The 24,200-nt window shown below is 67.6% G+C and carries 20 protein-coding genes and 1 pseudogene; 11 read left to right on the top strand and 10 right to left on the bottom strand.

Annotated features, from left to right (window positions below; translation table 11 throughout):
* Positions 1–2: 2 nt before the first annotated feature.
* From AB0280_RS10640 to AB0280_RS10630, 3 genes are all read right to left on the bottom strand, one after another.
* The gene (locus AB0280_RS10640; RefSeq protein WP_366367212.1) at positions 3–1,331 is read right to left on the bottom strand and encodes an ABC transporter substrate-binding protein; all 1,329 of its coding nucleotides are present in this window, start codon (positions 1,329–1,331) and stop codon (positions 3–5) included.
* Between the two features lie 112 nt (positions 1,332–1,443).
* Positions 1,444–2,265, bottom strand: coding sequence for a hypothetical protein (locus AB0280_RS10635; protein WP_366367211.1), 822 nt, complete (start codon positions 2,263–2,265; stop codon positions 1,444–1,446).
* Positions 2,262–3,353: a Gfo/Idh/MocA family protein gene (locus tag AB0280_RS10630; protein ID WP_425328598.1), complete on the bottom strand. Its 1,092-nt coding sequence runs from the start codon at positions 3,351–3,353 to the stop codon at positions 2,262–2,264. The genes AB0280_RS10635 and AB0280_RS10630 overlap by 4 nt, the downstream gene beginning before the upstream one ends.
* 195 nt (positions 3,354–3,548) lie before the next feature.
* Here AB0280_RS10630 and AB0280_RS10625 point away from each other — a divergent pair, with 195 nt between their 5' ends.
* The gene (locus tag AB0280_RS10625) at positions 3,549–4,766 is read left to right on the top strand and encodes an ROK family transcriptional regulator (RefSeq protein ID WP_366367207.1); all 1,218 of its coding nucleotides are present in this window, start codon (positions 3,549–3,551) and stop codon (positions 4,764–4,766) included.
* 36 nt (positions 4,767–4,802) lie between these two features.
* Here the strand turns inward: AB0280_RS10625 and treS are convergent, their stop codons facing one another.
* The gene (gene treS / locus AB0280_RS10620) at positions 4,803–7,082 is read right to left on the bottom strand and encodes a maltose alpha-D-glucosyltransferase (RefSeq protein WP_224024169.1); all 2,280 of its coding nucleotides are present in this window, start codon (positions 7,080–7,082) and stop codon (positions 4,803–4,805) included.
* 276 nt (positions 7,083–7,358) lie between these two features.
* On the opposite strand from treS, the gene AB0280_RS10615 reads away from it, so the two are divergent.
* Positions 7,359–8,243, top strand: a complete 885-nt coding sequence (locus AB0280_RS10615) for a GAF and ANTAR domain-containing protein (RefSeq protein WP_307491310.1) — start codon at positions 7,359–7,361, stop codon at positions 8,241–8,243.
* Entirely contained in the window at positions 8,240–9,145 is a 906-nt protein-coding gene (locus AB0280_RS10610) for an SGNH/GDSL hydrolase family protein (protein WP_366367206.1), read from the top strand. The genes AB0280_RS10615 and AB0280_RS10610 overlap by 4 nt, the downstream gene beginning before the upstream one ends.
* Before the next feature lie 58 nt (positions 9,146–9,203).
* Here AB0280_RS10610 and AB0280_RS10605 read toward each other — a convergent pair whose 3' ends face one another.
* Together AB0280_RS10605 and AB0280_RS10600 are read right to left on the bottom strand one after the other, a co-directional pair.
* Entirely contained in the window at positions 9,204–9,671 is a 468-nt protein-coding gene (locus AB0280_RS10605) for a hypothetical protein (protein WP_307491314.1), read from the bottom strand.
* A gap of 75 nt (positions 9,672–9,746) precedes the next feature.
* Positions 9,747–11,099, bottom strand: a complete 1,353-nt coding sequence (locus tag AB0280_RS10600) for a uracil-xanthine permease family protein (protein ID WP_224024176.1) — start codon at positions 11,097–11,099, stop codon at positions 9,747–9,749.
* A 200-nt stretch (positions 11,100–11,299) separates the two neighbouring features.
* On the opposite strand from AB0280_RS10600, the pseudogene AB0280_RS10595 reads away from it, so the two are divergent.
* Together AB0280_RS10595 and AB0280_RS10590 are read left to right on the top strand one after the other, a co-directional pair.
* Positions 11,300–11,905, top strand: a pseudogene (locus AB0280_RS10595) (malonic semialdehyde reductase).
* Between the two features lie 133 nt (positions 11,906–12,038).
* Positions 12,039–12,566, top strand: coding sequence for a hypothetical protein (locus tag AB0280_RS10590; protein WP_307491362.1), 528 nt, complete (start codon positions 12,039–12,041; stop codon positions 12,564–12,566).
* Here AB0280_RS10590 and pgm read toward each other — a convergent pair.
* The gene (gene pgm / locus AB0280_RS10585; protein WP_275181445.1) at positions 12,563–14,215 is read right to left on the bottom strand and encodes a phosphoglucomutase (alpha-D-glucose-1,6-bisphosphate-dependent); all 1,653 of its coding nucleotides are present in this window, start codon (positions 14,213–14,215) and stop codon (positions 12,563–12,565) included. The two genes, AB0280_RS10590 and pgm, sit on opposite strands and share 4 nt — an antisense overlap.
* 241 nt (positions 14,216–14,456) lie before the next feature.
* Here pgm and AB0280_RS10580 point away from each other — a divergent pair, with 241 nt between their 5' ends.
* Entirely contained in the window at positions 14,457–15,413 is a 957-nt protein-coding gene (locus tag AB0280_RS10580) for a nuclease-related domain-containing protein (protein ID WP_275181446.1), read from the top strand.
* On the opposite strand, the gene AB0280_RS10575 is transcribed toward AB0280_RS10580, so the two are convergent.
* Complete coding sequence (locus AB0280_RS10575; RefSeq protein ID WP_224024182.1) at positions 15,373–16,302, bottom strand: LysR family transcriptional regulator ArgP; 930 nt, start codon at positions 16,300–16,302, stop codon at positions 15,373–15,375. The genes AB0280_RS10580 and AB0280_RS10575 overlap by 41 nt on opposite strands.
* 94 nt (positions 16,303–16,396) lie before the next feature.
* On the opposite strand from AB0280_RS10575, the gene AB0280_RS10570 reads away from it, so the two are divergent.
* Entirely contained in the window at positions 16,397–16,969 is a 573-nt protein-coding gene (locus AB0280_RS10570; RefSeq protein ID WP_224027255.1) for a LysE/ArgO family amino acid transporter, read from the top strand.
* Positions 16,970–17,003: 34 nt separating this feature from the next.
* A complete protein-coding gene (locus AB0280_RS10565; protein ID WP_307491322.1) occupies positions 17,004–17,510 on the top strand; it encodes a DUF4190 domain-containing protein in 507 nt (168 codons plus the stop codon).
* A gap of 89 nt (positions 17,511–17,599) precedes the next feature.
* On the opposite strand, the gene AB0280_RS10560 is transcribed toward AB0280_RS10565, so the two are convergent.
* Both AB0280_RS10560 and AB0280_RS10555 read right to left on the bottom strand, forming a co-directional pair.
* Positions 17,600–19,045 carry a purine-cytosine permease family protein gene (locus AB0280_RS10560; RefSeq protein WP_275181448.1) on the bottom strand — a complete coding sequence of 482 codons (1,446 nt, stop codon included), beginning with the start codon at positions 19,043–19,045 and terminating at the stop codon, positions 17,600–17,602.
* A gap of 139 nt (positions 19,046–19,184) precedes the next feature.
* Positions 19,185–19,883, bottom strand: a complete 699-nt coding sequence (locus AB0280_RS10555) for a FadR/GntR family transcriptional regulator (RefSeq protein ID WP_275181449.1) — start codon at positions 19,881–19,883, stop codon at positions 19,185–19,187.
* 131 nt (positions 19,884–20,014) lie between these two features.
* Between AB0280_RS10555 and AB0280_RS10550 the strand changes: the two genes are divergently transcribed.
* Genes AB0280_RS10550 through AB0280_RS10540 form a run of 3 tightly spaced genes read left to right on the top strand, consistent with a single transcriptional unit; the run spans position 20,015 to position 24,191 of the window.
* Positions 20,015–21,385, top strand: coding sequence for an SLC13 family permease (locus AB0280_RS10550; protein ID WP_159634477.1), 1,371 nt, complete (start codon positions 20,015–20,017; stop codon positions 21,383–21,385).
* Between the two features lie 48 nt (positions 21,386–21,433).
* On the top strand, positions 21,434–22,657 hold the full coding sequence (locus AB0280_RS10545) for a CaiB/BaiF CoA transferase family protein (RefSeq protein ID WP_307491325.1): 1,224 nt from the start codon (positions 21,434–21,436) through the stop codon (positions 22,655–22,657).
* A gap of 1 nt (position 22,658) precedes the next feature.
* Entirely contained in the window at positions 22,659–24,191 is a 1,533-nt protein-coding gene (locus AB0280_RS10540; protein ID WP_307491327.1) for a carboxyl transferase domain-containing protein, read from the top strand.
* Positions 24,192–24,200: the final 9 nt, after the last annotated feature.

The raw sequence follows: 24,200 nt of genomic DNA, 5'->3' as shown, positions 1-24,200 counted from the left end.
TCCTACTTCTTCAGGACCGACTCGAGGCCGGACTGGAAGGTCTGCAGGGCAGTCTTGGCGTCGGCCTTGCCGGTGATGATGGTCTGGCTGAACTGGTTCAGTGCCTGGCCGCCGTCAAGGGCCGCCAGGTTCGCATTGAGCCGGCTGCCCTGGGCGGCGAAGGTCTTGGCAATAGGCTGCCAGTCCTTGACGATCTTGACGTTGTTGGGGTCGTTGGCGAACTCGGGGATCTCCGTGATCGACTTGAAGACCGGCAGGGCGGACATCAGCTTCTTCTGCCACAGCTGCTTGAGCTGGCCCAGGTAGTACACCAGGAACTCCTCCGAGGCTTCCTGCGACGGGGTGTTGGTGTACATCATGATGTTGTTCGGGAAGACGATGGTGGCCTTGTCCCCGTGCGGGCCCTTGATGGGGTCAGCCACCAGCAGGTCACCGGAGGTGTCGCCCACGCGCTGCGGGACGTTCACCTGGAACAGGCCGTAGCCGGCCTTGCCGTCTTTCCACTGGGCGGACATATTGTCCGTGGTGTAGCTGACCGCGGCCGGGTCGACGATGCCGTTGGAGACGAGCTCCAGGACGAATTCCATGGCCTCGACGTTGCGGTCATTCATCAGGTCCAGCTCGCCGTCCTTGTTCCAGACGCCGCCGCCGTTGTTGACCATCATCATGATCATGGAGTGGTTGGCGTAGTTGTTCCCTGCGCCTGCGCCGGTGGTGAAGCCGAACGCGCCCACCTTCTTCAGTGCCTTGCCTGCTTCCAGCAGGGACGGCCAGTCCGTGGGCAGCGCAACGTTGGCTTTCTCGAACAGGGACTTGCGGTACCAGAAGACGCGCATGTCCAGCTGCCACGGGACCGCCACGTAGCCCTTGTCCGACTTGAAGGGGTCCAGCACGCCGGGCAGGAAGTCATCGAACTGGCCGTTGGCCTTCAGCTTCTCGATCACCTTGTCCGCGTAGGCGATCTGGCCCTGCTGCTCGAACTGGAACGCCTGGAAGCCGCCGCCCGTGGACACAGCCGGGCCCGTCTTGGAAGCAATCGCGGAGGAGAAGGTCTGGTAGAAATTGTTCCACTGGATGATCTGGTAGCTCGCCTTGGCGCCATTGGCACCGGAGAAACCTTCCGCGATGCCCTTGGCGGCATCGTTGTAGGCCGGTGTTGCCCAGGGCATGTCCCAGAACTTCACGGTGCCGCCGGCCCCGCCCCCGCCGCCTCCCTGCGATGCCGAGCCGCCGCCGCAGGCGGCGAGCAGGGGTACGGAGGCTGCGGCAGCCGTCAGGCCTAGGAAGCCGCGCCGGGAAAAGGAGCGGCGATGTTCGGGAGTTGCGTTCATGATGTGTCCTTTCGGGACCGTCTTGCGCTGTGCGCCGTTGGTGCGGTCCTGCTCATCGTTGAGAGTGGAGGTGGGACTGGACTGCTGGTTCGGTTGCGTATCGGTGGGCTGGTTACGTGTCAGCGAGGGTTGCGTAGAGGTCGGTCAGCCGGGCAAACCCGGCCAGGTCGTCCGGCAGCGTGCCGGCGCTGAGATGGGTCTTCAGCCGCCGCCACGCCGCCCGGTGGGCGGATTCGTACAGGGTGGGAAGCAAAAGTTGGCCGTGGGCCCCGGTGACCCTGACTTCGGCGGGCCACGCGGCGTCCGGATCCGGGACCTGGACGTCCACGCCGCCGTCGGCCGTGTAGAGGTGGATCCCGACGCCGGCCGGGCGGGCTGCGGTGAGTACGCCCTGGGCGGTGAACGGTGCGCCGTTGGCCAGCCGGCCGGTGGCGGTGTACCCGGTGGTGCCGCTGCGGAGGACGCTGACGCCGTAAAGCTGTCCGCTGACGGCGAGCACGGCGGCGAGGTGCCGGGCCAGGAGCCGCTGCACGTCCGTGCCCGGGGCTGCTGTGGCAACACTGTCCAGCAACGATGCCGTGCCCACGGCGCTGCGAACAGCGTCGCGGGCGTCGGGGTCGCCGCTTCCGCTAACCAGCGCGGGGTTGGAAGCCCAGTGGAGATCGAGGACGACGGCGGCACCGGCTGCCCGGGCAGCGTCCGCCAACTGCGTGGTTTCCTCGGGGACGGGATCCACCACCAGGATGCCGCGCGGCCCGGAGTCGATGGCCCGGGCGGCTTCCGTGGTCCAGCCCGCTTCGCCGGCGACCACCACAACGTCAGCCGCCCGGTCCTCCGTCGCGGGGCCGAAGGTCGCCGGCAGGGAGGCAACTGCCAGGGCTACCGCGCCTGCTTCTTCGGCCCGCGGCGTTGCTGTCACTGTGTACGCGCTCATGCGGTGGCTCCTGCCGTTTCCGTGGCGGCCGCGTGTCCTGTGGCAACGTCCTGCACTGTGGCCGCGGAGATGGCCAGGGCGAAGGTGAGGTCGTCGATCAGGGCCTGGGCGGAGGGGGCCGGGCGCGTGCCGCGGGCCAGTTCAGCCAGTTCACGCCACTCGCCTTCGTAGCCGTTGTGGCCGTACGGACCGAAGGTGCTGGTTTCGCTGCCCCGGGAGAACGTGGCGACGGCGGAGCCGGCCTGGACGTAGGACGGCGTGAAGTCGATCCGCAGCGCGGAGTCGTCAGCGATGGCCTCGAAGGTCCACTCGGGCTTCCAGGTGCTGTTCATGACGGCGCGCAGTTCGATGACGCGGGTGGGGGTCCTGAGTGAGACGGCGTAACCGAACGGCCGGACGTGCCGCGCCTGGAGCACCTCGATCTCATCGAAGTCCGGGGTGAAGCGCCGCACCAGGGGCAGGTCGTGGATGGCCAGGCCCATGATGCCGCCCTGCATCATGGCCTTGATGACCTCGACGTCCGAATAATCGGGCGTGCCGGTGGCGGGGCGGGTAATGATCTCGGTGGCGAAGTCTTCGAAGCGGGCGTTCGGCGGGAGGATGATGGAGGAGCGGATGGTGTGCGCCTGTGCGGGAAGATCGCCCCAGTTTTGTTCCGCTGCGAGCCAGCCTGGGTCGAACGTATGCATGGCCCCCACCACGATCGGGACCCCCGTCGCGGCGCTGACTTCGGCGATCCTGGCTGCCTCCTCACCGTTCATGGCGAAGGGCTTCTCGCAGAGGACGGCTTTCTTGCCGGCCCGGCAGGCGGCAATGACCTGGTCCGCGTGGAAATGGTGGGGGCTGCAGATCGCCACGATGTCCACGCCTGGATCACCCAGCAGGGCCTCCAGGCTGGTGCTGGATGCAGCCCCGACCCGGGCCGCCACCGAAGAGGCCACGGCCGGGTCCACGTCCATGATGTGCCGTACTTCCAGGCTGTCCCGGAGCCGTGCCAGGGCCGGGAGGTGGATGGCCTGGGTGACGGGCCCGGCGCCGAGGATGCCGACGCCCAGGGGCCGGTCTGCTGGCGCTGCGATGTGGGACAAGTTCAACTACCTCTTTGTAAGCGGACTCTGGAGTAGCGGAGGGATCAGTGCGGCGGATGGTTGCCATCGGAACCGCAAATGTGCCTTGAGTCACAACGTAGAGCTACTTTTGACGCGCGTCAAGCAAAAGTTGTTTGTTGCGCGTCATTCTTCTGGCGTGGTGACAGCAGTAAGTAACAGTGTTATGACTTAGACATGACTTCACCGACGGGCAGGCAGGCCGGAAAAGACTCCGATGTCGGCAGCCTGTCGCGCGCCGGGGACCTGTTCCAGCTGCTCCGCGACGGCAGGGCCCGCACCCGCGCCGAACTTGCCCTGAGCACGGGGCTGGCCCGCTCCACGGTGGCCTCCCGGATCGATGCGCTCATGCTGTCCGGCCTGGTGGGCCCGGCAGGGGAAGCCCTCTCCAGCGGCGGCAGGCCGCCGTCGCGCTTTGCCTTCAACCCCGCAGCGCGCCTGGTGCTGGCCGTGGACGTGGGAGCCACCCACGTTATCGTCGCGGTCACCGACCTTGGCGGGAAAATCCTTGCCGAACACCGGCTCGAGCAGCAGGTGGCCGACGGTCCGGAGGCCGTGCTGGACCAGGTGGTGGCCCAGGGCAAGGAGCTGCTGGCTTTGGCGGGACGCAGCGTCGCAGAACTTGCCGGAATCGGCATCGGACTGCCCGGCCCCGTGGAACATGACACCGGCAAACCGGTGAAGCCGCCCATCATGCCGGGCTGGGACGGGTTCGACGTGGTCAGCTACGTCCAGCGGTCCCTGCCCGTCCACGTGCTGGTGGACAACGACGTGAACATCATGGCTTTGGGGGAGCAGTCCGCACACTGGCCGGAGCACAACAACTTTTTCTTCGTCAAGGTGGCCACCGGCATCGGCTCCGGCATCATCAGCAACGGCGAGCTGCAACGCGGTGCCAACGGCACGGCCGGCGACCTGGGGCACGTGCAGGTGGCCCGGGGCGCGGATGTCCTCTGCGCCTGTGGAAACTACGGGTGCCTGGAGGCACTCGCGTCAGGTCCCGCCGTCGCGCGTTCCTTGCGGGAGCACGGACTGGACGTCGGGAGGGGCGCCGACGTGATCCGGCTCGCCGCAGACGGCAACCTGCAGGCGATCCAGGCGCTGCGCCAGGCAGGCCGGGACATCGGTGAGGTCCTGGCCACCGTGGTCAACCTGCTCAATCCGTCCGTGATTGTGGTGGGCGGCAGCTTTGGTGAGACGGGGGAGCACGTGGTGGCCGGCATCCGCGAAGTCGTGTACCGGCGCTCGCCCCCGCTGGCCACCTCACACCTGCGCATCAGCGTCTCCCGCGCCGGAAGCCAGGCTGGCGTGCTGGGGGCAAGCCAGCTGGTCACCCAGTACGTGCTCTCGCCCGCCATCATCGAAGCCACCCTGGCCAGCGCCATCGCCGGGTGACGCCGGAGGATCCCCGGCGCCACCTGGCGATCAGCCTTACGCCTCCGCTTCGGGCTCCGGGGCCTCAGTCAGGAGCAGCGCGGTTCCGCCATAGGCGGGCAGCTCCAGGAAGAAGCTGTGCAGGTCATCCACCTGCCCCACGGTTTCGCCGCTGAACAGGTCCTGGACATTGGCGCCGGACGGCAGTTCGTTGGACTGGATGCTGCCGGCGATGTCCTGCCCGGAGAAGTTCAGCGCGGTGACCTGCAGGGCCCCGTCCTTCAGCCGGTTGACCAGCACCAGCGCGGCGCGGTTGGAGACCTCGGGGACGTCCAGCAGGGTGCCCGTGGCGATGCCGTTTTCTTCCCGGACGGCGAGGATCCGCTGGAGGCGCCGGGCGAAGGAGTCCTGGTCCTGCAACTGGTCCGGCAGGGATCCGTACAGGCTGCGGGCCCGCGGCATCCCGGCCGAGGAGTTGGTGGCGTCCGGGCTGGTCCCCATGAGGTCGTGCGCGCCCCGGTTGATCCAGCGCGTATCGCCCTGCGACGTGAGTTCGCGGACGCTGCTGCGGTCCAGGGCCATGATGCCGGTCAGGTCCCAGCCGGAAAGGGCAAAGACGCCTGGCTGGAGCGCGTTGTACATGGCCAGCAGCAGGTGGACGTCCCGGATCTGCGCCTCCTGCTCCGGGGTTACTGTGGCCGGGTCCTTGATTCCCAGGGCCGCCATGATGAAGCTGACAGTGGTGCAGGCAATGCCGTTGGTGGTGAACACGGCGTTGTACGGCGCATTCTCCCCGGTGAGCTGGTCCCGCAGGGTCTGCTGCACATTCTCGGCCAGCTGGGCGCCGGTGAGTTCCTCACCGTTGAGCTCGAACATCTCGTCCCGGTGTCCGGCAGCGAAGTGCAGCAGCTCGTAGGTGAGTTCGTCATGGTTCTGGAGTGCGTGCACCAGTGAGGCCTGGTCCACCCCGATTTCCATGGACAGCCGGAGGGTCAGCCGCAGGAACTCGGTATCGGCCGTGACCAGGGCGTAGTGGTACGCCGGCCGGGTGATGAAGTCGTAGGAAAGGTCCGGGCCGGACTCCGACGTTGCCTTGATGTCGTCAATGGTCAGGTTCAGCTCCTGGAAGGAGAACCCGCCCACCTTGCGGATCATGGAGCCGATGAGCTGGTTGGCGGCCTCGGACAGCGGATGCCCCTCGGACCAGCCGGGCTGCTCCTCGGCGCTCTTCTCGACGCCCAGGAAGCCGTTGGCATCAAGGCGGAGCGCCCCCGTGCCCAGGTCCACCAGCGAGTGCAGGGCATCGCCCACCACCAGGCGCATGCCGGCGAACGTGGGGTCAAGCCAGTTGATGGAGGGCTGGCCGGCCTTGAAGTAGTGCAGGTAGACCCAGCGGCGGGTCTTTCCGGTGGTGTCCACGATGGGCCGCGTAGCGCTCCAGTTGGTCTCCTTGACTCCGGGCTCGTAGAAGATGACCCGCTGCAGGCGGCCGATGATGTAGCCGGCTTTCTGCAGGGCCTGCTCGGAGTCGGGGCTGAGGTTGACCGAGTCCGCCCCCTCCGGGACGTCCGGGAGCAGGTTCCAGTCCTCTTCCGGGATGTCCACCATGTGGTAGATCCCCGGGTAGTCCCGGAAGTTCATCTCGGCCAGGCGGAAGTCCGCGCCCTTGCCTGTGTGGCCGGGGACGATGTCATCGATCACCGTGCCCTCGTGCTCAGCCGCGACCTCGCACATGCTGCGGAACTCTTCTTCGGTGCCGAAGACCGGATCGATCGCCATGCTGATGCGGTCAAAGTGGCCGTCAACGCTGGGCGTGTGGGACCAGCCGCTGATGCCGCCGGCGAGCTTCACGGGTCCGGTGTGGATCCCGCGGATTCCGATTTCGCGGAAAGCCTTCCACATTTCGGGGTCGCCCAGGGCGGAGAGGAAGGACTGCCCGGTCCGGGTGATGAAGGACAACGGGTAGGCGGTGAACCATACGGAGGCGCGTTCGACGGCGGCCCGCGGGTTGGGATGGGCATACGAGTTCTGCCACATGCTGGCCTGGCCGGACAGCTGCCGTGCCAGCGTATTCGCATCCCCGAGCATGGCCTGGTTGCGCAGCCACTCCACATACGCGGCGTTCCGTCCGTCGAATTCGAAGGACGGCCTGCTGCCCACGAACTGCCGCCGGCGCGCGATGGGCCGCAGCGCCTTGGGCCGGGCAGCGAAGAACTGCTCGTCGAAAGTAACCTCCAGGTCCGGTGACGGCTCCGCAGCGCCCTCTTCCACTTCCGCATTGCCCGCGGCGGCTGCATCCGCTTCTGAAGTACGCTCGCTGGTGCCCGGCTCCCGCATAAGCTCCTCTTTCCGTTGCTCGTTTCCGTGCTGGCATGGATGCCCCAAGACCCCTTGCCCAAGGTCAGGTACCCAAGCGAGCAGGGAGTATTCGGTGTTCCCCCTCCCGATGCTACTGCGCAGCCGAGCCTGCGGAAGGGACACCGGCGCGCCGCTCCTCCCTAAACCCGCGAAACCCCCTGTTTTGCCCGTTTCCCCCACCAACGCCTCAAAGGGGTCGTATTCTTAGAGCAAAGGTTTTGCAGTGGGCCGAAGCGCTGATAGCAGGGCTGGAGCATGGCCGCTGATCCCACGGGGCAGGTTGGCTGGGGACCGCTTCCAGTTACCCCGGAGCCGGTATTCGACAGCAAAGACGTCGAAGACTACCTCTGGGAAGTCACCCGCGACTTCATGACGGGTATCAAAGGTGAGCGCCGCGGCCTCGGCTGGGCGGCCACCCTCTTTCGCCTGGGCAAAGCACGTACCCTCGCGGCCAGCACGGAGCAGGCACGCGAGGCCGACCGCGAACAATGCTCGTTTGCCGACGGGCCGGTCATGGAAGCCGTGCGCACCGGGGAATTCGTCCTGCTGTCCGACCTGGGCCGGGACCGGCGCTGGCCCGGCTATTCCAGCGCCGCCGCCGGCCATGGCGTGCAGTCCCTGCTCTCCGTCCCCATCCTTACCGAAGGCGCCACGAGCGCTGCCATCACCCTGTACGCAGCGGCCCCGCATTCCTTCACCAGCGATGACCTGGTGCAGAGCCAAAGCTATGCACACCAGGTTTCGCGGGCCCTGCGCGTCGTCGTCCGCACGGCGGAGCGGGCGGAGGCAACGGCCGGCCTCGCCGTCGTCCAAAGCTCCCTGATCCTGGTGGACCTGGCGGTCCGCAGCCTCATGAACGAATACGGACTCACCCGCGAGGGTGCACTGCGGTTCCTGCAGACGCAGGCGATGCACCACGAAGTGGACCTGCGGGACGCGGCATTGAACGTTGTGGCCCCCGGCGGCGTGGACCGCGGGGGCGGGCAGGTTCCAGCGCGGCGGCAGGAAACGTACGACGGCGTGGCGGAGCTTCCGCGCCCGTCGGCGGCGGGGCGGGACTTTCCAACCGGAAAGTCGCCCCGGAAGGAAGCTGCGGCGGGGAAGGAACCCCCGCCGGCGGCGGAAGGGAGGACGGCATGACCATCGAGAAGCAGGAGCTGCGCTTCGTCGCCGAAGGACCGGACAGACATCCCTGGCACCGGTTCGTTGCCCTGGGGGACTCCTACACCGAAGGAATTGGCGACCCCGAGCCGAACAGCCTGGGCGGCCTCCGTGGTTGGGCTGACCGGGTGGCCGAGGAACTCGCCGACAGCCAGCCGGACTTCGCCTACGCCAACCTGGCGATCCGGGGCTTCCTTCTGCAGCAGATCCTCGACGTGCAGCTGGCGCCGGCCCTGGCACTGAAACCCGACCTGATCGCCATGTCCGGTGGCGGCAACGACATCGTGTTCCGCCACGGCGATCCGGACAAGCTGGCGGAAAAGATCGACGAGGCTGTCGGCATCCTGTCAGGTACCGGTGCCACGGTGCTGCTCTACGCAGGTCCGGACTGGGGCGACACTCCTGTCTTTGGCAAGATCCGCGGGCGCGTGGCGATCTATAACGAGCACCTGCACAGGATCGGCGCGCGGCACCACGCCATCATGGTGGACCTGTGGTGCCTGCCGGAGCTTCAGCATGCACTGATGTGGGACCCGGACCGGCTGCACCTGTCTCCGCTGGGCCATCACTCCGTGGCCGTGGCCACCCTCAATGCCTTGGGGGTAGCGCACGCCCTCAAGCCGCTCCAGCCGCGGCCGCTTCCGGCCCATGGGTGGACACAGGCCCGGGCCGAGGACCTGGTGTGGGCGCGGCAGTACTTTGTGCCGTGGGTACTGAAGCAGTTGCTTCCCCGGCATGCTGAAGGACTGGCGGCGAAGCGGCCGCAGCCGGCGCCCGTGTTTGGCCTGGGCCGCCCGGGGCCATTCCCGCCCGGGCACCCGGTGGCAGGCCGGAATCCGGGAATGGCGGGCGGCCCCGCACCGGAGGGGCAGGCAGCGTAGCCCTCTGTCCGGCGCGCCGTGTGGAACTCCTGCCCGGCGCCGGCAGGCAGTGCCGGCGTCAGGTCCTGCTGGCGTCCCTGGCCAACGCGATGAGTGCGGGGACCGCTGCCACGATGGCTGGGGCAGCCAGCAGCAACCCGTACCCCGGCTGGGTTGCTGACATTACTGCTGCAATGACAGACGCAGCGAGGGCGCCGATGAGCGCCACGGACCACGGCCTCCGGCGGTCCCTGGCGTTGAAGAACAGGAAACCCCCGAGGCCGGCTGTGGCCACGCCAAGGGCGATGACGATGCCGGAAACAATGGCCGGCCCGGGGCCCGGAGCGTCCTTGAGCTGGTCAATGAGCGCCACGGGTACTGCAAGCATCCAGCTGCCCAAAAGGAATGCGATGACGCAGGCCGCCAGGCGGCCTTTGGGCACCGGGTCCAGGGTGTGGATCTGCTCCGGCGGCAGGTCGGACTGCTGGACGTGGCGGTGGTTTGCCGGCGGTGTTGGCCGCGGCAGGCGCATGAAACTCTCAAGCATGGATCCCCCGAACGTAGTGCTTGACGTCCTTCCAACCTACACCGGGCCCTCAGAGCTGCCCCGCTGTATTCAGCCTCAACGCTTCTTCGGTGCCCGCTTCGCAGCCGCGTTCAGCGCCGACTTGACCGCGGGAGGCAGGACGCCCTGCTCCGTCTCGGGCTCCGCCACAGTTCCCCGCGCCTTCGCGATGGCCTTCATGCCGTGGTAGATCACCAGTGCGGCGGCGGATCCCAGGGCAATGCCGGTGAACTTCAGGTCCCCGATGGTCCAGGTGTAGTCGGCGATGCCGATGATCAGGGCGACGGCGGCGGTGGTCAGGTTGACGGGGTTGGAGAAGTTCACCTTGCTCTGCACCCAGATCTTCACGCCCAGGATGCCGATCATGCCGTACAGCATGGTGGCCGCGCCGCCCAGCACCCCGGCCGGAACGGTGGCAATCAGTTCGCCGAACTTCGGCGAGAAGCTGAGGAGGATGGCGAACATGCCCGCCACCCAGTAGGCCGCCGTCGAATACACCTTGGTGGCAGCCATGACACCGATGTTCTCCGCGTAGGTGGTGGTGCCCGAGCCGCCGCCGAAGCCGGCCAGGACGGTGGCGGCGCCGTCCGCCATCAGCGCGCGTCCGGAGACGCCGTCGAGGTTCTGGCCCGTCATGGCGGCGACCGACTTCACGTGGCCGATATTCTCCGCCACCAGCACCAGGACCACGGGGACGAACAGGCCCAGCACGCCGATATGGAACTCGGGGGTCTGGAAGTGCGGCAGGCCGATCCAGGCTGCGGCGTCCATCTTGTCGTACTTCACTTCGCCGCGGAGCATGGCCACCAGGTAGCCCACCACCACGCCTACCAGGATGCTGAGCCGCCCCAGGATTCCGCGGAACAGGACGCTGACCAGGATGATGGTGACGAGCGTGACCAGGGCGGTGATGGGGGCGGCGTCGAAGTTTTGCTTCGCGGCGGGGGCCAGGTTCAGCCCGATCAGCGCCACAATGGCGCCGGTGACGATGGGCGGCATCAGCCGGTTGATCCAGCCGGCGCCGAACTTCTGCACCACCGCACCCACCAGGGCCAGCGTGGCGCCGGCGAGGACCACGCCGCCCAGGGCTCCGGGGATCCCGAACTGCGCCTGCGAGGCGGTAATGGGAGCGATGAACGCAAAGCTTGAGCCCAGGTAGCTGGGCACCCGGCCCTTGGTGATCACCAGGAACAGCAGCGTCCCGATGCCGGAGAAGAACAGGGTGGTGGCAGGCGGCATCCCGGTGATGATGGGGACCAGGAAGGTGGCGCCGAACATGGCCACCACGTGCTGCATGCCCACGCCGATGGTCAGGGGCCACGCCAGCCGCTCATCCGGGGCCACCACCTGGCCGGGCTTGATGGTTTTGCCGGTGCCGTGCAGCTTCCATTTGATTCCGAGCATGCTCATGGGAAGGAATGCCTTTCAAGGGGGTGCCGCGAAGGGGCGAAGATCAACTCGGTCCAGAATACCGCCAAGTATTTCCCGCGGCCTGCTGTGGCCAAGGTCACCAGGCGTCACGGGAAGAGGAGGAATGCACTTGAAGTTGCAACTATGGACAGCAACAGAGGCCACCCCGGCAGGCGGGCGGCGCAGCGAAAGGGAAGCCAATGACCATTGCCCACGAAGAAGCGGTTATCGATTCGGCAGCCGTCGACGCCATCTTTGCCCAGGCCCGCACCGCCAACTCGTTCACCGGTGAGGTGACCGAGGAGCAGGCCCAGGCCATCTAAGAGCTCACCAAGTTCGGCCCCACCGCGTTCAACTCCCAGCCGCTGCGGGTCACCTACGTCCGCTCGGCCGAGGCCCGTGCCACCCTGGTGGATGCCCTGTCCCGCGGCAACCAGGCCAAGACGGCCTCCGCCCCGCTCGTGGCCATCCTCAGCTACGACACCGACTGGGCCGGCAAGTGGGACAACTTCCTCCCCGGCTACAACGCCCCCAAGGCCATGTACGACGCCGACCCGGCCCTGGCCGCCGCCACGGGCAACAACAACGCCCACCTGCAGGCCGGCTACTTCATCCTGGCCGTCCGCTCGCTCGGCTTCGCCGCCGGCCCCATGACGGGCGCAGACTTCGCCGCGATCGACGCTGCCTTCTTCCCGGCCTGCGACCAGAAGAGCTTCCTGGTGGTCAACATCGGCCTGCCCGGTGAGGAAGCCTGGGGCGAGGCAAAGCCCAAGTTCTCCTACGGCGAGGCCGTCCGCACCGTCTAACCCTCCCCGACGCGCCATCACGTCCTGCCCCCTTTTTTCCAACGCCCCATCACCTACTGATGGGGCGTTGGATTTTTATGGGCGGGAGGTGATGGGGCGTCTGAGGGGGGAGTGGGAGACTGGGGGCATGCCGATGCGGAACCTGATCTTCGTGGCGTTCGTCGAGCCCGTGGCCGACGGCCAGGTTTTCCGGCGGACGGACTGGCCGCTGCACATCACGCTGGTGCGGTTTGACGTGAGGCTCGACGCCGGCGCTGCCGCCACCACAAACGCCCAGGACCCCGCGGACGTCGCGGAAAGCATCGCCGGGCTTGCTGATGCGCCGATCGCCGCTGCGCTGGGTGCCGCGCTCACGGTGGGGGAGGACGCGGCGTTCGGCCGCAACGGTTCGCTACCGGTCAACCTCATCAAGCCCCAGCCGGATCTGCAGGCCCTGCACGTGCAGTTGGTTTCTGTCGTCGACGGCGTGCGCGGCAGGATCCTGACGCCCGCGCACACCCTTGCCGGGTACCGACCCCACGTCTCGCACCACGGTGGCAAACGCCTCCACCCGGGCGACGCCGTCGTGCTGGACCGCGTCGCCCTGGTGGACATGGCTCCCGACGGCGACCACATCATCAGGCGCGTCCTCCGGCTGTGGTGCCGCGAGGGAGAGAGTTAGGCGATGACGCTGTCCACCAGCGCCTTGGCCTCCGCCTGCACCTGCTTCAGGTGCTCCTCACCCTTGAAGGACTCGGCGTAGATCTTGTACACGTCCTCGGTGCCGGACGGGCGGGCCGCGAACCAGGCGTTCTCCGTGACCACCTTCAGGCCGCCGATGGGTGCGCCGTTGCCGGGGGCCTCGGTGAGCTTGGCGGTGATCTCTTCGCCGGCCAGTGAGGTGGCAGTGACGTCCGCGGCGGACAGCTTGCCCAGCTTTGCCTTCTGCTCACGTGTTGCGGCGGCGTCGATCCGGGCGTAGACGGGGGCACCGAACTGGTCGGTCAGGCCCTTGTACAACTGCGACGGGGACTTGCCCGTGACCGCGGTGATCTCGGACGCCAGCAGGGCCAGCAGGATGCCGTCCTTGTCCGTGGTCCACACGCTGCCGTCCAGCTTGTTGAAGGAGGCGCCGGCGGATTCCTCGCCGCCGAACGCGCCTTCACCGGACAGCAGGCCGGGGACGAACCATTTGAAGCCCACCGGGACCTCCACGAGCTTGCGGCCCAGGCTCTGCGCCACGCGGTCGATGATGGAGGAGGACACCAGGGTCTTGCCCACCACCGAGGCCGGGTTCCAGCCGCTGCGGTTGCGGTAAAGGTAGTCGATGGCTACGGCGAGGTAGTGGTTGGGGTTCATCAGTCCGCCGTCAGGGGTGACGATGCCGTGGCGGTCGGCGTCCGCGTCATTGCCGGTGGCGACATCGAAGGTGGATCCGCCGGCAGACATCCGCTGGATCAGCGATGCCATGGCGGACGGCGATGAGCAGTCCATTCGGATCTTCTCGTCCCAGTCCAGGGTCATGAACGCCCACTGGGGATCCACCGTGGGGTTCACCACGGTGAGGTCCAGGTGGTGGCGCTCGGCGATCTCGCCCCAGTAGTCCACGGAGGCCCCGCCCATGGGGTCGGCACCGATCCGGACGCCGGCCTCGCGGATGGCGTCCAGGTTCAGGACGGACGGAAGATCGTCCACGTAGCTGGAGAGGAAATCGAACTTTCCGGTGGTGTCCGCGGACTGCGCGTCGCCCAGCGGAATCCGCTTCACGCCGCGCAGGCCGTTTTCCAGCAGCTCATTGGCCCGGTTGGCGATCCAGCCCGTGGCGTCCGAGTCAGCCGGGCCGCCGTGCGGGGGGTTGTACTTGAAGCCGCCGTCGGCCGGGGGGTTGTGGCTGGGCGTCACCACGATGCCGTCAGCCTGCGGGGCCCCGGGCGCCGCCTTCCGGTTGTAGGTGAGGATGGCGTGGCTCAGTGCCGGCGTGGGGGTGTAGCCGTGCCGGGCATCGACCAGCACCTGGACGCCGTTGGCGGCGAGGACCTCGAGGGCCGAGTTCTGTGCCGGCTCGCTCAGTGCGTGGGTGTCCTTGGCCAGGAACAGCGGACCGGTGACGCCCTGCGCCGCCCGGTACTCCACGATGGCCTGGGTGATGGCCACGATGTGCTGCTCGTTGAAGGAGGCCTTAAGGCTGGATCCCCGGTGCCCGGATGTCCCGAACACCACGCGCTGGCCGGGATCACTGAGGTCCGGCGCGATGTCGTAATACGCGTCAAGGAGCGCAGTGATGTCAACAAGGTCCTGGGGTTGGGCAACTGTACCCGCGCGGCTAGCCATGGCTCCAGCATGCCAGAAGCTGGCAGGAGTCAAAACGATCCGCCCAGAATCCGGACGCTGTGACCTGCTGTGACGGACGCAAACCAAGTAGTCAACCTGAGTACACGGCCGCAAAAGTACCTATATACCGGGCCTTCCGTGCCCTGCTAATTTCAAGAAAATTCCACGAAAACACGCGAAAGGAACGGACGACGGCGGGCCGCCGGCGTCGTCCTGTCCGGCAAGGAAACGGGGACGTCCAATGGGGGCAGGAGACGGGGCAGCGGAACAGTCCAGGCTTGCTGCCGAGCGCGTTGCACGGCTGAAGCGGCGGCTGGACCAGGCCGAACATTCCACCAAGGCATGGGACGCCGGTGCGGTGGGGGAGCGGATGGTGGCCGACAAGCTCAGCGAGCTGGTTCCCCGCGGCTGGTACGTACTCCACGATGTCCATTGGCCGGGCAGGCCAAAGGCAAACCTGGACCATGTCCTGGTGGGCCCGGGCGGCGTGGTGGTGGTGGATTCGAAGAACTGGACCGGTGAGGTGCGGGTGGCTTCCGGGGTGCTGTGGCAGGGCCGTTACGCGCGGACCCAGGCCGTGGAGGGCGCCCTGGCCCAGTGCGCCGCTGTCGCCTCGGTGCTGGCTCCGCCGCACCGCAGGCTGGTGCGTCCGCTCATTTGCATGGCTGCGCAGCCGGACCTTTTCGGGGTGACGGCCTCGGACGTCGCCGTGGCCGGTTCCCAGCGGGTTGTCGGGGCCATCGAGGCGTTGCCTGCCGTCCTCGACCAGCAGGCAGTCGTGGGCCTCTATGAGGAGCTGGGCCGGCAGCTTACGCATGAGCAGGAGCCGGGCATCACGGCCCTGCGCAACGTGCGCCCGGGAACGGTGGTGCGCCCGGCGGGTGCGCTGCCCCCAGCCGGCCCCGCGGTGCCCCCGGCACGTAAAACCGGCTCCGGCGACGAGGCCGCCAGGGCCCGCAGTGCAGCGCGGCACCCCGCCGGCCGGGCCCTGCCGCCACGGGAAAAACCGGCAGGCCAGGGGACCAGCGGGACGGCTGGGGTGTCGGCAAAAAAGCGGTCAGCGCGACCGGCCGGCCCGGGGCGCCACGGCCGGAACGCCAAAGCGCAGCAGCACGGCAGTACCAGCGGAGGAAAGCTGGCGCTGCTGGCTGCATTCGTTATTTTCGCCGTCTATATCCTGCCCTACTTGGCCCGTTAGCTTCCCGGCCGCCGCCCCCGGGCTGCAGCAGGGTTCCGGCGGCCGTCCGGACAGCCGCGCCCAGCCGCGCGAGCCGGTCTGAATCCAGGGCCCACGCCTGCCAGTAGAGGGCCACATCCTGATGGGTGTCCTCCTCCAGCCGGACCAGGACGCCGTCGGCCAGTTCGCCGGTGAGTTGAAGCTCCGGGATCATTCCCCAGCCCAGGCCGGCCGTGACGGCTGCCAGGAACCCCTGGGAAGAAGGCACGGTGTGCGTGGGGGGAAGTCCAGGCACGCTCTTTCCGGTGAGCAGCTGCTGCTGAAGCGTGTCCTTCGTGTTGAATTTCAGCACCGGCATTGCCGCCCAGTCCACCCTGCCGGAGGCGGAAAAGCGGCGGCGCAGCGCGGGGGCGGCCACCGGGATGTAGCGCATGGATCCCAGCAGTTCCACGCGGCACCCGCTGACCGGGACGGGGTCGGACGTCACCGCGCCCATCACCGCACCGTCGCGGAGCAGTTGGCTGCTGTAGCCCTGGTCCTCCACGTGGAGGTCCAGTGCAGAGTCCTCCCAGCCCGCGGCCTGGTGCAGGACCGGAATGAACCACGTGGCCAGCGAGTCGGCGTTCACGGCCACCGGCAGGTGGGCCCGTGCCGGCGACCCCGCCCCCAGCGCTGCTGACGTTTCCGCCTCGAGTACCTGCACCTGCCGGGCCATCCGCAGCATCAGCGCACCGGCGTCCGTGGCGGTACAGGGCACCCGGCGGCGTACCAGGACCTGGCCCACGGATGCTTCCAGCGCCTTGATCCGCTGGCTCACCGCGGACGGCGTGATCCGGAGCAGGTCTGCCGCGGCCTCAAAGGTTCCTTCGTCCATGACGGCGGCGAGGGCTTTCAAGTGCTCGAGGTTCATGAAGATATTCTAATGACAATCAAGAATCCGTTATTTGCCTTCACTGAGCGGGAATCTTACGGTCATTGGTATGTGGGCTGCAGGAATTACGGGAATGCTGACCGGGCTGGCGCTGATCGTGGCGATCGGCGCCCAGAATGCCTTTGTGCTGCGCCAAGGTATCCGCCGGGAGCACATTGGCCCAGTGGTGGCCGTCTGCATGGCTGGTGACGCCCTGCTGATCGTGGCCGGCACGGCGGGTATCGGGGCGCTGGTCACCCGGTTCCCCGGAGTGCTGGAAGTCCTGCGCTGGGCGGGAGCCGCCTACCTGCTGTGGTTCGCGGTGCGGTCCTTTATGGCTGCGGCCAGGCCTGCCGCGCTGGCGGAACAGGCGCCCAGGTCCAGGAGTTCGGTCATCGCAACCACGGCGGCCCTGACATTCCTCAACCCGCATGTCTACCTGGACACCGTGGTGCTGCTGGGCAGCCTTGCCAACCAGCAGGGTCCTGACCTGCGCTGGACTTTCGCCGGCGGCGCCGTGGCCGGAAGCGTCCTGTGGTTTTCAGTCCTCGGGTACGGGGCGCGGGCGCTCGCAGGAGTGCTGGCAAGCCCCCGCACCTGGCGGTGGATCGACGCTGCCATCGGCGTCCTGATGGTGGTCCTGGCCGTCCGTCTGATCCTGCACTGAAGTAGGCTGTAGCCAGATTCGCAGGGGAGGAATCATGACCAACCAGCCGTCCCAGGGGCCCGATTACCAGCGTCCCGAAAACCAGCCCAACGGTTCGCCATGGCCCGGGTACCAGCCACCGGCCCAGTACGGGCAAGGCCAGTACGGGCAGGCCCAGTACAACCAGCCGCAGTACGGGCAGGCCCAGTACAACCAGCCGCAGTACGGACAGGCACCATATAGCCAGGCCCAGTATGGCCAGCCCCAGTATTTCGGCCAGCCGTCCTACTACGGCGGAACTGTGGAACCGAAGACCCTGAGCATCGCCAGCATGGTCTGCGGCATCGCCTCGGTCATCATGGGCTGGCTGTTGCTTCCCCAGTTCGCCGCCATCATCACTGGCCACCTGGCACTGCGCCGCGAACCCTCGGGCAAGGGGATGTCCATTACCGGCCTGGTGCTGGGCTACCTCTGCCTGCTGGGGTACGGGGCGCTCTGGCTGCTGTTCATCATTGGCGTGGCCGTCGCCGGCACCGCCGGGTCAAACACCGGCACGTTCTAACCGGCAGGTGCCAGGCGCGCCGATCCGGCACGAAAGGCGGCCCGGGCACCCGCGCCAGGACCGCCGTCGTGCTTACGGAAACAGCGCCCTTACCCCTTCACTGCCGCGGGGGCCGGCACCTCGAGCGGCCGGTCCGGGTAGATGGACGCCGCCGGGGCGCGGTTGGTTGCCTTGGCCCAGGGGTAGTAGATGGCCAGGGTGGCAACGATCCCCACGAGCCAGGAGATGTCCGCGCCGCCCAGCAGCTTGGTGACCGGGCCGGTATACAGCGACTGCGCCAGGAACGGGACCTGGATGACGACGCCGATTCCATAGGAGACCAGGGCGGCGGCGTTCCAGCGGCCGTAACGTCCGTCCGGGTTGTAGAGGGCCGGGATGTCCAGCCGGTCGCGGGAGATCTTGTAGTAGTCCACGAGGTTGATCACGGACCAGGGGGTGAACACCATGAGCAGCAGGAGCACGAAGTTCTTGAACAGGTTCAGGAAGTCCTTGCTGGCGAACAGCGCGATGAGGACGCTGGCGCCGATGACGGCCACGATGAACGCGATCCGGACGGCTTTGGAGACGGTGTCCCGGCGGTTAACGGCGGTGCTGATGGTGACGCCGCACATGAAGGCGCCGTAGGCGTTGAGGCAGTTCACGGTCAGCTTGCCCGTGACGATCATCAAGTAGATGAAGATGGCGATCAGGCCGCCGCCGGCAAGGTCTCCCATGTACCCCACCTGGTTCTTCAGGAAGTCCCCGCCGAGTTTGGCGGCGGACAGGCCGCCGGCCAGGGCACCCAGGGTCATGGCCCACTGCGCGCCGCCCACCGAGCCCGCGAAGGTGTACCAGAACGTCTTGCGCTCCGAGGTGTCGGCCGGGAGGTAGCGGGAGTAGTCGGCCACGTACGGGCCGAAGGTCAGCTGCCAGCCCGCACCAAGGGCAATGGCGGTCAGGAAGGTGGGCCATTCGAAGCCCTTGACCATCATCACCTGGGTGACATCGAACTTGGTGACGACGGCGACTGTCAGGTACAGGAACCCGGCCAGGCCCAGCACGGTGGCGATGCGGCCCAGCGCATGGATGTACTTGTAGCCCAGGATGGCCAGCAGGGCGGTGGCGGCACCGAAGATGAGGATCCCGACGGCGGGAGTGTCCACTCCCAGCATGAGGTTGATGGCCTGCCCCGAGAGGACGGTGCCCGTGGAAGCGAACCCCACGTACATCAGGATGACCAGCGCCAGCGGGATCACGGCTCCGTAGACGCCGAACTGGGCGCGGCTGGAGATCATCTGGGGCAGCCCCAGTTTGGGGCCCTGGGCAGAGTGGAGGGCCATGACGGCGCCGCCCAGCACGTTGCCCACCAGCAGGCCCACGATGGCCCAGAACGCATCCGCCCCGAATACCACCGCGAGGGCGCCATCCACGATGGCGGTGATCTGCGCGTTGGCGCCGAACCACAGGGTGAACTGGCCCCGCGGGTGGCCGTGGCGCTCACCCGGCGGGATCATGTCGATCGAACGTGCCTCTACGGCGGTACTGCCTCCGGCCATGGCCAAACTCCTCAGTGATGAAAACGTAAGGTCCATCACATCGGTTTTCGCGCCGCGGAAACACCGCCATTCAGGCGCAGCTGTCCGGGGAGCCAGACAGCCCGGCGTGTCGCCGCGGGGTGCCCGGTGCGTGCGGCTGCTAGCGGAGCAGCTCCACGTCGGAGACGAGCTCGATGTGCGCCAGCATGGCGTCGGCCGCTGCCGCAGCGTCCTGCGCACGTACGGCATCCGCGATCTTCCGGTGCGACGCCAGCGACTGTTCCGGCCTGCCGGGCTGGCCCAGGGATTCCATCCTCGTTTCCAGGATCATCTCCGCGATGAAAGCCATCAGCTGTGCCAGCACCGACGAATGCGCTGCGCCGGTGATCGCCTGGTGGAACAGCTCGTCACCGTGGGTGCCGCGGTCGCCGTCACTGATTTCCTGTGCCATGACGTCCAGGGCCTTGTCGATCGCGGCGAGGTCCTGGTCTGTCCGGCGTTCCGCGGCAAGGGCGGCAAGCTTCACTTCCAGGGTGCTGCGGGCTTCCACGATTTCCGGCAGCCGGCTCTGGTGTTCACGCAGGCCCTTGACCACCGAGGCGACGCTGGGCCTCCGGGCCAGGACCGCTCCGGTGCCGTGCTGCACGTCAATGACGCCCAGGACCTCAAGGGCCACAAGTGCCTGGGCGAGAGTGGCGCGGGAGACGCCCAGTCGCTCGGCAAGGTCGCGCTCGGCCGGCAGCAGGTCGCCGGGCTTCAGCTGGGCGGACTCGATATAGGCAAGGATCTGTTCCACCAGCTGCTCGTACAGCCGTGGCCGCGTCACGCGTTCCAGGCCCAGCCGTGCTGTCTTCTCCACAAAGCCCTCCCTTGGGTCTACCGGTCCAGAATACCGCCTTCATCTATTGACAGATAGACTCACTGTCTAAGAGGCTAGTCCAGTGAGCCAGTAACTCACGTCACATTCTTCCCCTCAATGGAGGACCAACGATGTCCGCTCCTGTCCTATCCATCATCATCCTCGCAGCGATGTTCCTGCTCGCCACCGTGCTGCCCCTCAACATGGGCGCACTCGCCTTCGTGGGCGCCTTCCTGCTCGGCGCCGTGGTGCTGGGCATGTCCACCAACGAAATCCTGGCCAACTTCCCCGGCGGCCTCTTCCTCACCATCGTCGGCGTCACCTACCTGTTCGCCATCGCCCAGAACAACGGCACCATCGATCTCCTGGTCCGCGGAGCCGTCAAGCTCGTGGGCAGCCGCGTTGCCCTCATCCCCTGGGTCATGTTCGCCATCACCGCCGTGATCACGGCCGTGGGCGCCCTGTCTCCCGCCGCCGTCGCCATCATTGCTCCCATCGCCCTGAGCTTTGCCGGCAAGTACAAGATCAGCCCGCTCCTGATGGGCATGATGGTGATCCACGGCGCGCAGGCGGGCGGCTTCTCACCGATCGCGGTGTACGGGGTCACCGTCAACGGCATCCTGGCCAAGACCGACCTTGCCTTCAGCCCCACCGCGCTGTTCCTGTCCAGCTTCATCTTCAACCTGGTCATCGCCGTGGTGCTCTTCGTGGTCCTGGGCGGCAGGAACCTCCTGTCCTCCAAGGTGGGGCACTTCGTGGAGCAGGCGGCAGAAGCCCGCATGTCCGTCAGCGTCGGCGCTAAGGCAGCCGGCGGCGACGTCCCCTTCAAGGGCTTCGGTTCGGGCATGTACGGCCCCCGGGACCCTGCGGGTGACGGCATCGCCGCCACCAAGGAACGCAAGGACCGGATCCCGCAGCTGGTCACCATCGCCGGCCTGATCGTGCTGGCCGTCGTGGCCCTCGGCTTCAAGATGGACGTCGGCTTCGTGTCCATCACCATCGCCATCGTGCTGGCCCTCGTCTCACCCGCCGCGCAGAAGGGCGCCATCAACAAGATCAGCTGGTCCACCGTGCTGCTCATCTGCGGCATGCTGACCTTCGTCGGCGTACTCGAGGAAGCCGGCACCATCAAATTCGTCTCCAGCGGCGTGGCCGGGATGGGAATGCCGCTCCTCGCAGCCCTGATCATCTGCTTCATCGGCGCCGTGGTGTCCGCCTTCGCCTCCTCCACCGCCATCCTGGCGGCCCTTATCCCGCTCGCCGTCCCCTTCCTCTCCACCGGCGAAATCGGCGCCGTCGGCGTCATCTGCGCCCTGGCAGTGTCCGCCACGATCGTTGACGTCTCACCCTTCTCCACCAACGGCGCCCTGGTGCTGGCCAACGCGCCGGAGGGCGTGGACAAGGACAAGTTCTACAAGCGCATCCTCGGGTACAGCGGGGTGGTCATCGTGGCAGGCCCCATCCTGGCCTGGCTGACGCTGGTGGTTCCCGGCTGGCTCTAGCCGGCACCGCAACCGCCGCCGCCGTACTTACGAAAGGAAACCCAGCACATGAGCACCGCCGAAACTTCCCAAGGCCCCCTGGCCGGGCACATCGTCGTCGACCTCAGCCGGGCGCTGGCCGGACCGCACGCCGGCATGATGCTGGCAGACCTCGGGGCCCGCGTCATTAAAGTGGAGAACCCCGGTGCGGGCGATGACACCCGGGGGTGGGGCCCGCCCTTCGTGGGGCCCGAAGACGACCTGCAGTCCACCTACTTCATGTCCTGCAACCGCAACAAGGAATCGATCAGCCTGGACCTGAAGAGCGAAGACGGCCAGGCGGTGCTCCGCGGGCTCCTGGAGCGGGCGGATGTGGTGATCGAAAACTTCCGGCCCGGGGTCATGGACCGGCTGGGCTTCTCCACCGCGGCGATGCACGGCATCAACCCGCGCCTGGTGATCCTGTCCATCACCGGCTTTGGCCACGACGGTCCCGAATCCCAGCGCAGCGGCTACGACCAGATCCTCCAGGGTGAGGCCGGTCTGATGTCCCTGACCGGATCGGGCCCGGATGATCCACAGCGCGTGGGCGTGCCCATTGCCGACCTGCTCTCCGGAATGAACGGGGCGTTCGGTGTCCTGGCGGCCCTCGTTGAGCGGAACCGGACCGGGCAGGGCAAGGTGGTGCGCACCTCGCTGCTGGCATCCCTGATCGGCGTCCACGCCTTCCAGGGCACCAGGACCACCGTTGCGGGTGAGGTTCCGCAGGCCCAGGGCAACCACCACCCCTCCATTGCCCCCTACGGCCTGTTCAACTGCAAGGACGGGAGCGTGCAGATCAGCGTCGGCAGCGAGAAGCTCTGGCAGTCCTTTGCCGCGGCTTTTGGTCTGGACCCGGCTGCCCCGGGCTTTGCCAGCAACGCCGAAAGGGTGCGGAACCGGGCGGAGGTGATTGCCGCCGTCGAACGCGCCTTCTCGGAGTACGGCGCGGTGGAGCTGCTGCAAAAGCTGAACGACGCCGGGATCCCCGCAGGCAAGGTGCGCTCGCTGGACGAGGTGTACGCCTGGGAGCAGGTGGCGTCCCAGGGGCTCGTGGTGGATGTACAGCATCCGCTGCTTGGAAAGGTGAGCCTGCCCGGGCCGCCGCTGCGGTTCTTCGCGCCGGGCGACGCCGCGGAAACCACCCTGACCGAACACGACGCGCCGCCGCTGCTCAACGAGGACGGGCAGTCGATCCGGGAGTGGCTGGGGCTTACGACGGCCGGCGCCGCTGCGGCTTCCGGGGCAAAGTAGCATGGCGACGGCGGAAAAGGTGCGGCACATGAACGCCACCGAGCTCCTGGAAACCGTGGTGGACCCCGGCTCCTTCGTCTCCTGGGACACCGAACCCCAACAGCCGGCGCTGTCCGGGGAGTACGCCGGCGATTTGGCCAGGGCGCGCGAACGCAGCGGCGCCGACGAGTCCGTCATCACCGGCGCCGGACTGATCCGCGGCCACAGGGTGGCGCTGATCGTCAGTGAATTCTCCTTCCTTGCCGGCTCGATCGGCCACGCGGCGGCGCAAAGGATCGTTGCCGCCGTCGAGCGCGCCACTGCTGAAGGGCTCCCCCTGCTGGCCGGTCCCGCGTCCGGCGGGACCCGGATGCAGGAAGGGACGCTCGCGTTCCTGTCGATGGTGAAAATCACCGGCGCAGTCCGCGCACACCGGCAGGCCGGCCTTCCCTACCTTGTCTACCTGCGGCACCCCACCACCGGCGGCGTGATGGCATCCTGGGGGTCTTTGGGCCACATCAACGTCGCTGAGCCGGGCGCCCTCCTGGGCTTCCTGGGCCCGCGCGTCTATGAGGCCCTGTACGGCGAAGCGTTCCCGGAGAACGTGCAGGTGGCGGAGAACCTCTTCAGCAAGGGACTGATCGACGGCGTGGTGGAACCCGGCGACCTGGCCGACCTGGTGGGCCGCGCGCTGGACATCCTGGCGGCGAACGGGGGCGCCGGCGGCGGAACCGTGCCGGCGACGGTGCCCGCCCCGCCCGAAACCCTGGACATCAGGCCGTCAACCGCTGATGCCTGGACCTCGATTGGGATTTCACGGCGGCAGCGGCGGCCGGACCTGCGCCAGCTGCTGAAGATCGGCGCCACGGACGCGTTGCCCCTCAACGGAACCGGGCAGGGGGAAAAGGACCCGGGACTGCTGCTGGCACTGGCCCGCTTTGGCACCCAGCCGTGCATCGTGCTGGGGCATGCGCGGCCGCTGCGGAAGGACCCCGCCGGCATGGGCCCGGGATCGCTGCGCGAGGCCCGACGCGGCATGAAACTGGCGGAGGAGCTGCGGCTGCCACTGCTCACCGTCATTGATACTGCCGGTGCAGCCCTCTCGCAGGAAGCGGAGGAGGGCGGACTTGCCGGGGAAATTGCGCGGTCGCTGTACGAACTGATCGGGCTCGAATCGCCGTCGGTCTCCGTGCTGCTTGGCCAGGGCGCCGGGGGAGGGGCGCTGGCGCTGCTGCCCGCTGACCGGACCATCGCCGCCCAGCACAGCTGGCTCTCGCCACTTCCTCCGGAGGGCGCCAGCGCCATTGTGCACCGCACCACCGCGTTCGCGCCCGCGATGGCCCAGGCGCAGGGTGTTGACGTCGCTGCACTGTATGCCAGCGGCCTGGTGGACCACATCGTGGATGAGCGGGGTGATGCTTCACTGGAGCCGCGCGAGTTCTGCACCCGGATGGCGCGGGCCATCGAGTACGAACTGGGTTCGGTGGCCAACATTCCGGTACCTGACTTGGTCGCCGCCCGCGCCCGGAAGTTCGCGAACCTGGGCGCCTTCTGAGGTCGACGG

Origin of the sequence: Pseudarthrobacter sp. 902506025, assembly GCF_040702325.1 — a bacterium.
Lineage (GTDB): Bacteria > Actinomycetota > Actinomycetes > Actinomycetales > Micrococcaceae > Arthrobacter.
This window is presented reverse-complemented; position numbering and strand designations above follow the sequence as displayed.

Excerpts from the sequence above, each read along its gene's own strand:
- AB0280_RS10640 (WP_366367212.1), bottom strand. The coding sequence starts at position 1,331 with ATGAACGCAACTCCCGAACATCGCCGCTCCTTTTCCCGGCGCGGCTTC.
- AB0280_RS10635 (WP_366367211.1), bottom strand. The coding sequence starts at position 2,265 with ATGAGCGCGTACACAGTGACAGCAACGCCGCGGGCCGAAGAAGCAGGC.
- AB0280_RS10625 (WP_366367207.1), top strand. The coding sequence starts at position 3,549 with ATGACTTCACCGACGGGCAGGCAGGCCGGAAAAGACTCCGATGTCGGC.
- treS (WP_224024169.1), bottom strand. The coding sequence starts at position 7,082 with ATGCGGGAGCCGGGCACCAGCGAGCGTACTTCAGAAGCGGATGCAGCC.
- AB0280_RS10615 (WP_307491310.1), top strand. The coding sequence starts at position 7,359 with ATGGCCGCTGATCCCACGGGGCAGGTTGGCTGGGGACCGCTTCCAGTT.
- AB0280_RS10610 (WP_366367206.1), top strand. The coding sequence starts at position 8,240 with ATGACCATCGAGAAGCAGGAGCTGCGCTTCGTCGCCGAAGGACCGGAC.
- AB0280_RS10605 (WP_307491314.1), bottom strand. The coding sequence starts at position 9,671 with ATGCTTGAGAGTTTCATGCGCCTGCCGCGGCCAACACCGCCGGCAAAC.
- AB0280_RS10600 (WP_224024176.1), bottom strand. The coding sequence starts at position 11,099 with ATGAGCATGCTCGGAATCAAATGGAAGCTGCACGGCACCGGCAAAACC.
- AB0280_RS10590 (WP_307491362.1), top strand. The coding sequence starts at position 12,039 with ATGCGGAACCTGATCTTCGTGGCGTTCGTCGAGCCCGTGGCCGACGGC.
- pgm (WP_275181445.1), bottom strand. The coding sequence starts at position 14,215 with ATGGCTAGCCGCGCGGGTACAGTTGCCCAACCCCAGGACCTTGTTGAC.
- AB0280_RS10580 (WP_275181446.1), top strand. The coding sequence starts at position 14,457 with ATGGGGGCAGGAGACGGGGCAGCGGAACAGTCCAGGCTTGCTGCCGAG.
- AB0280_RS10575 (WP_224024182.1), bottom strand. The coding sequence starts at position 16,302 with ATGAACCTCGAGCACTTGAAAGCCCTCGCCGCCGTCATGGACGAAGGA.
- AB0280_RS10570 (WP_224027255.1), top strand. The coding sequence starts at position 16,397 with ATGCTGACCGGGCTGGCGCTGATCGTGGCGATCGGCGCCCAGAATGCC.
- AB0280_RS10565 (WP_307491322.1), top strand. The coding sequence starts at position 17,004 with ATGACCAACCAGCCGTCCCAGGGGCCCGATTACCAGCGTCCCGAAAAC.
- AB0280_RS10560 (WP_275181448.1), bottom strand. The coding sequence starts at position 19,045 with ATGGCCGGAGGCAGTACCGCCGTAGAGGCACGTTCGATCGACATGATC.
- AB0280_RS10550 (WP_159634477.1), top strand. The coding sequence starts at position 20,015 with ATGTCCGCTCCTGTCCTATCCATCATCATCCTCGCAGCGATGTTCCTG.
- AB0280_RS10545 (WP_307491325.1), top strand. The coding sequence starts at position 21,434 with ATGAGCACCGCCGAAACTTCCCAAGGCCCCCTGGCCGGGCACATCGTC.
- AB0280_RS10540 (WP_307491327.1), top strand. The coding sequence starts at position 22,659 with ATGGCGACGGCGGAAAAGGTGCGGCACATGAACGCCACCGAGCTCCTG.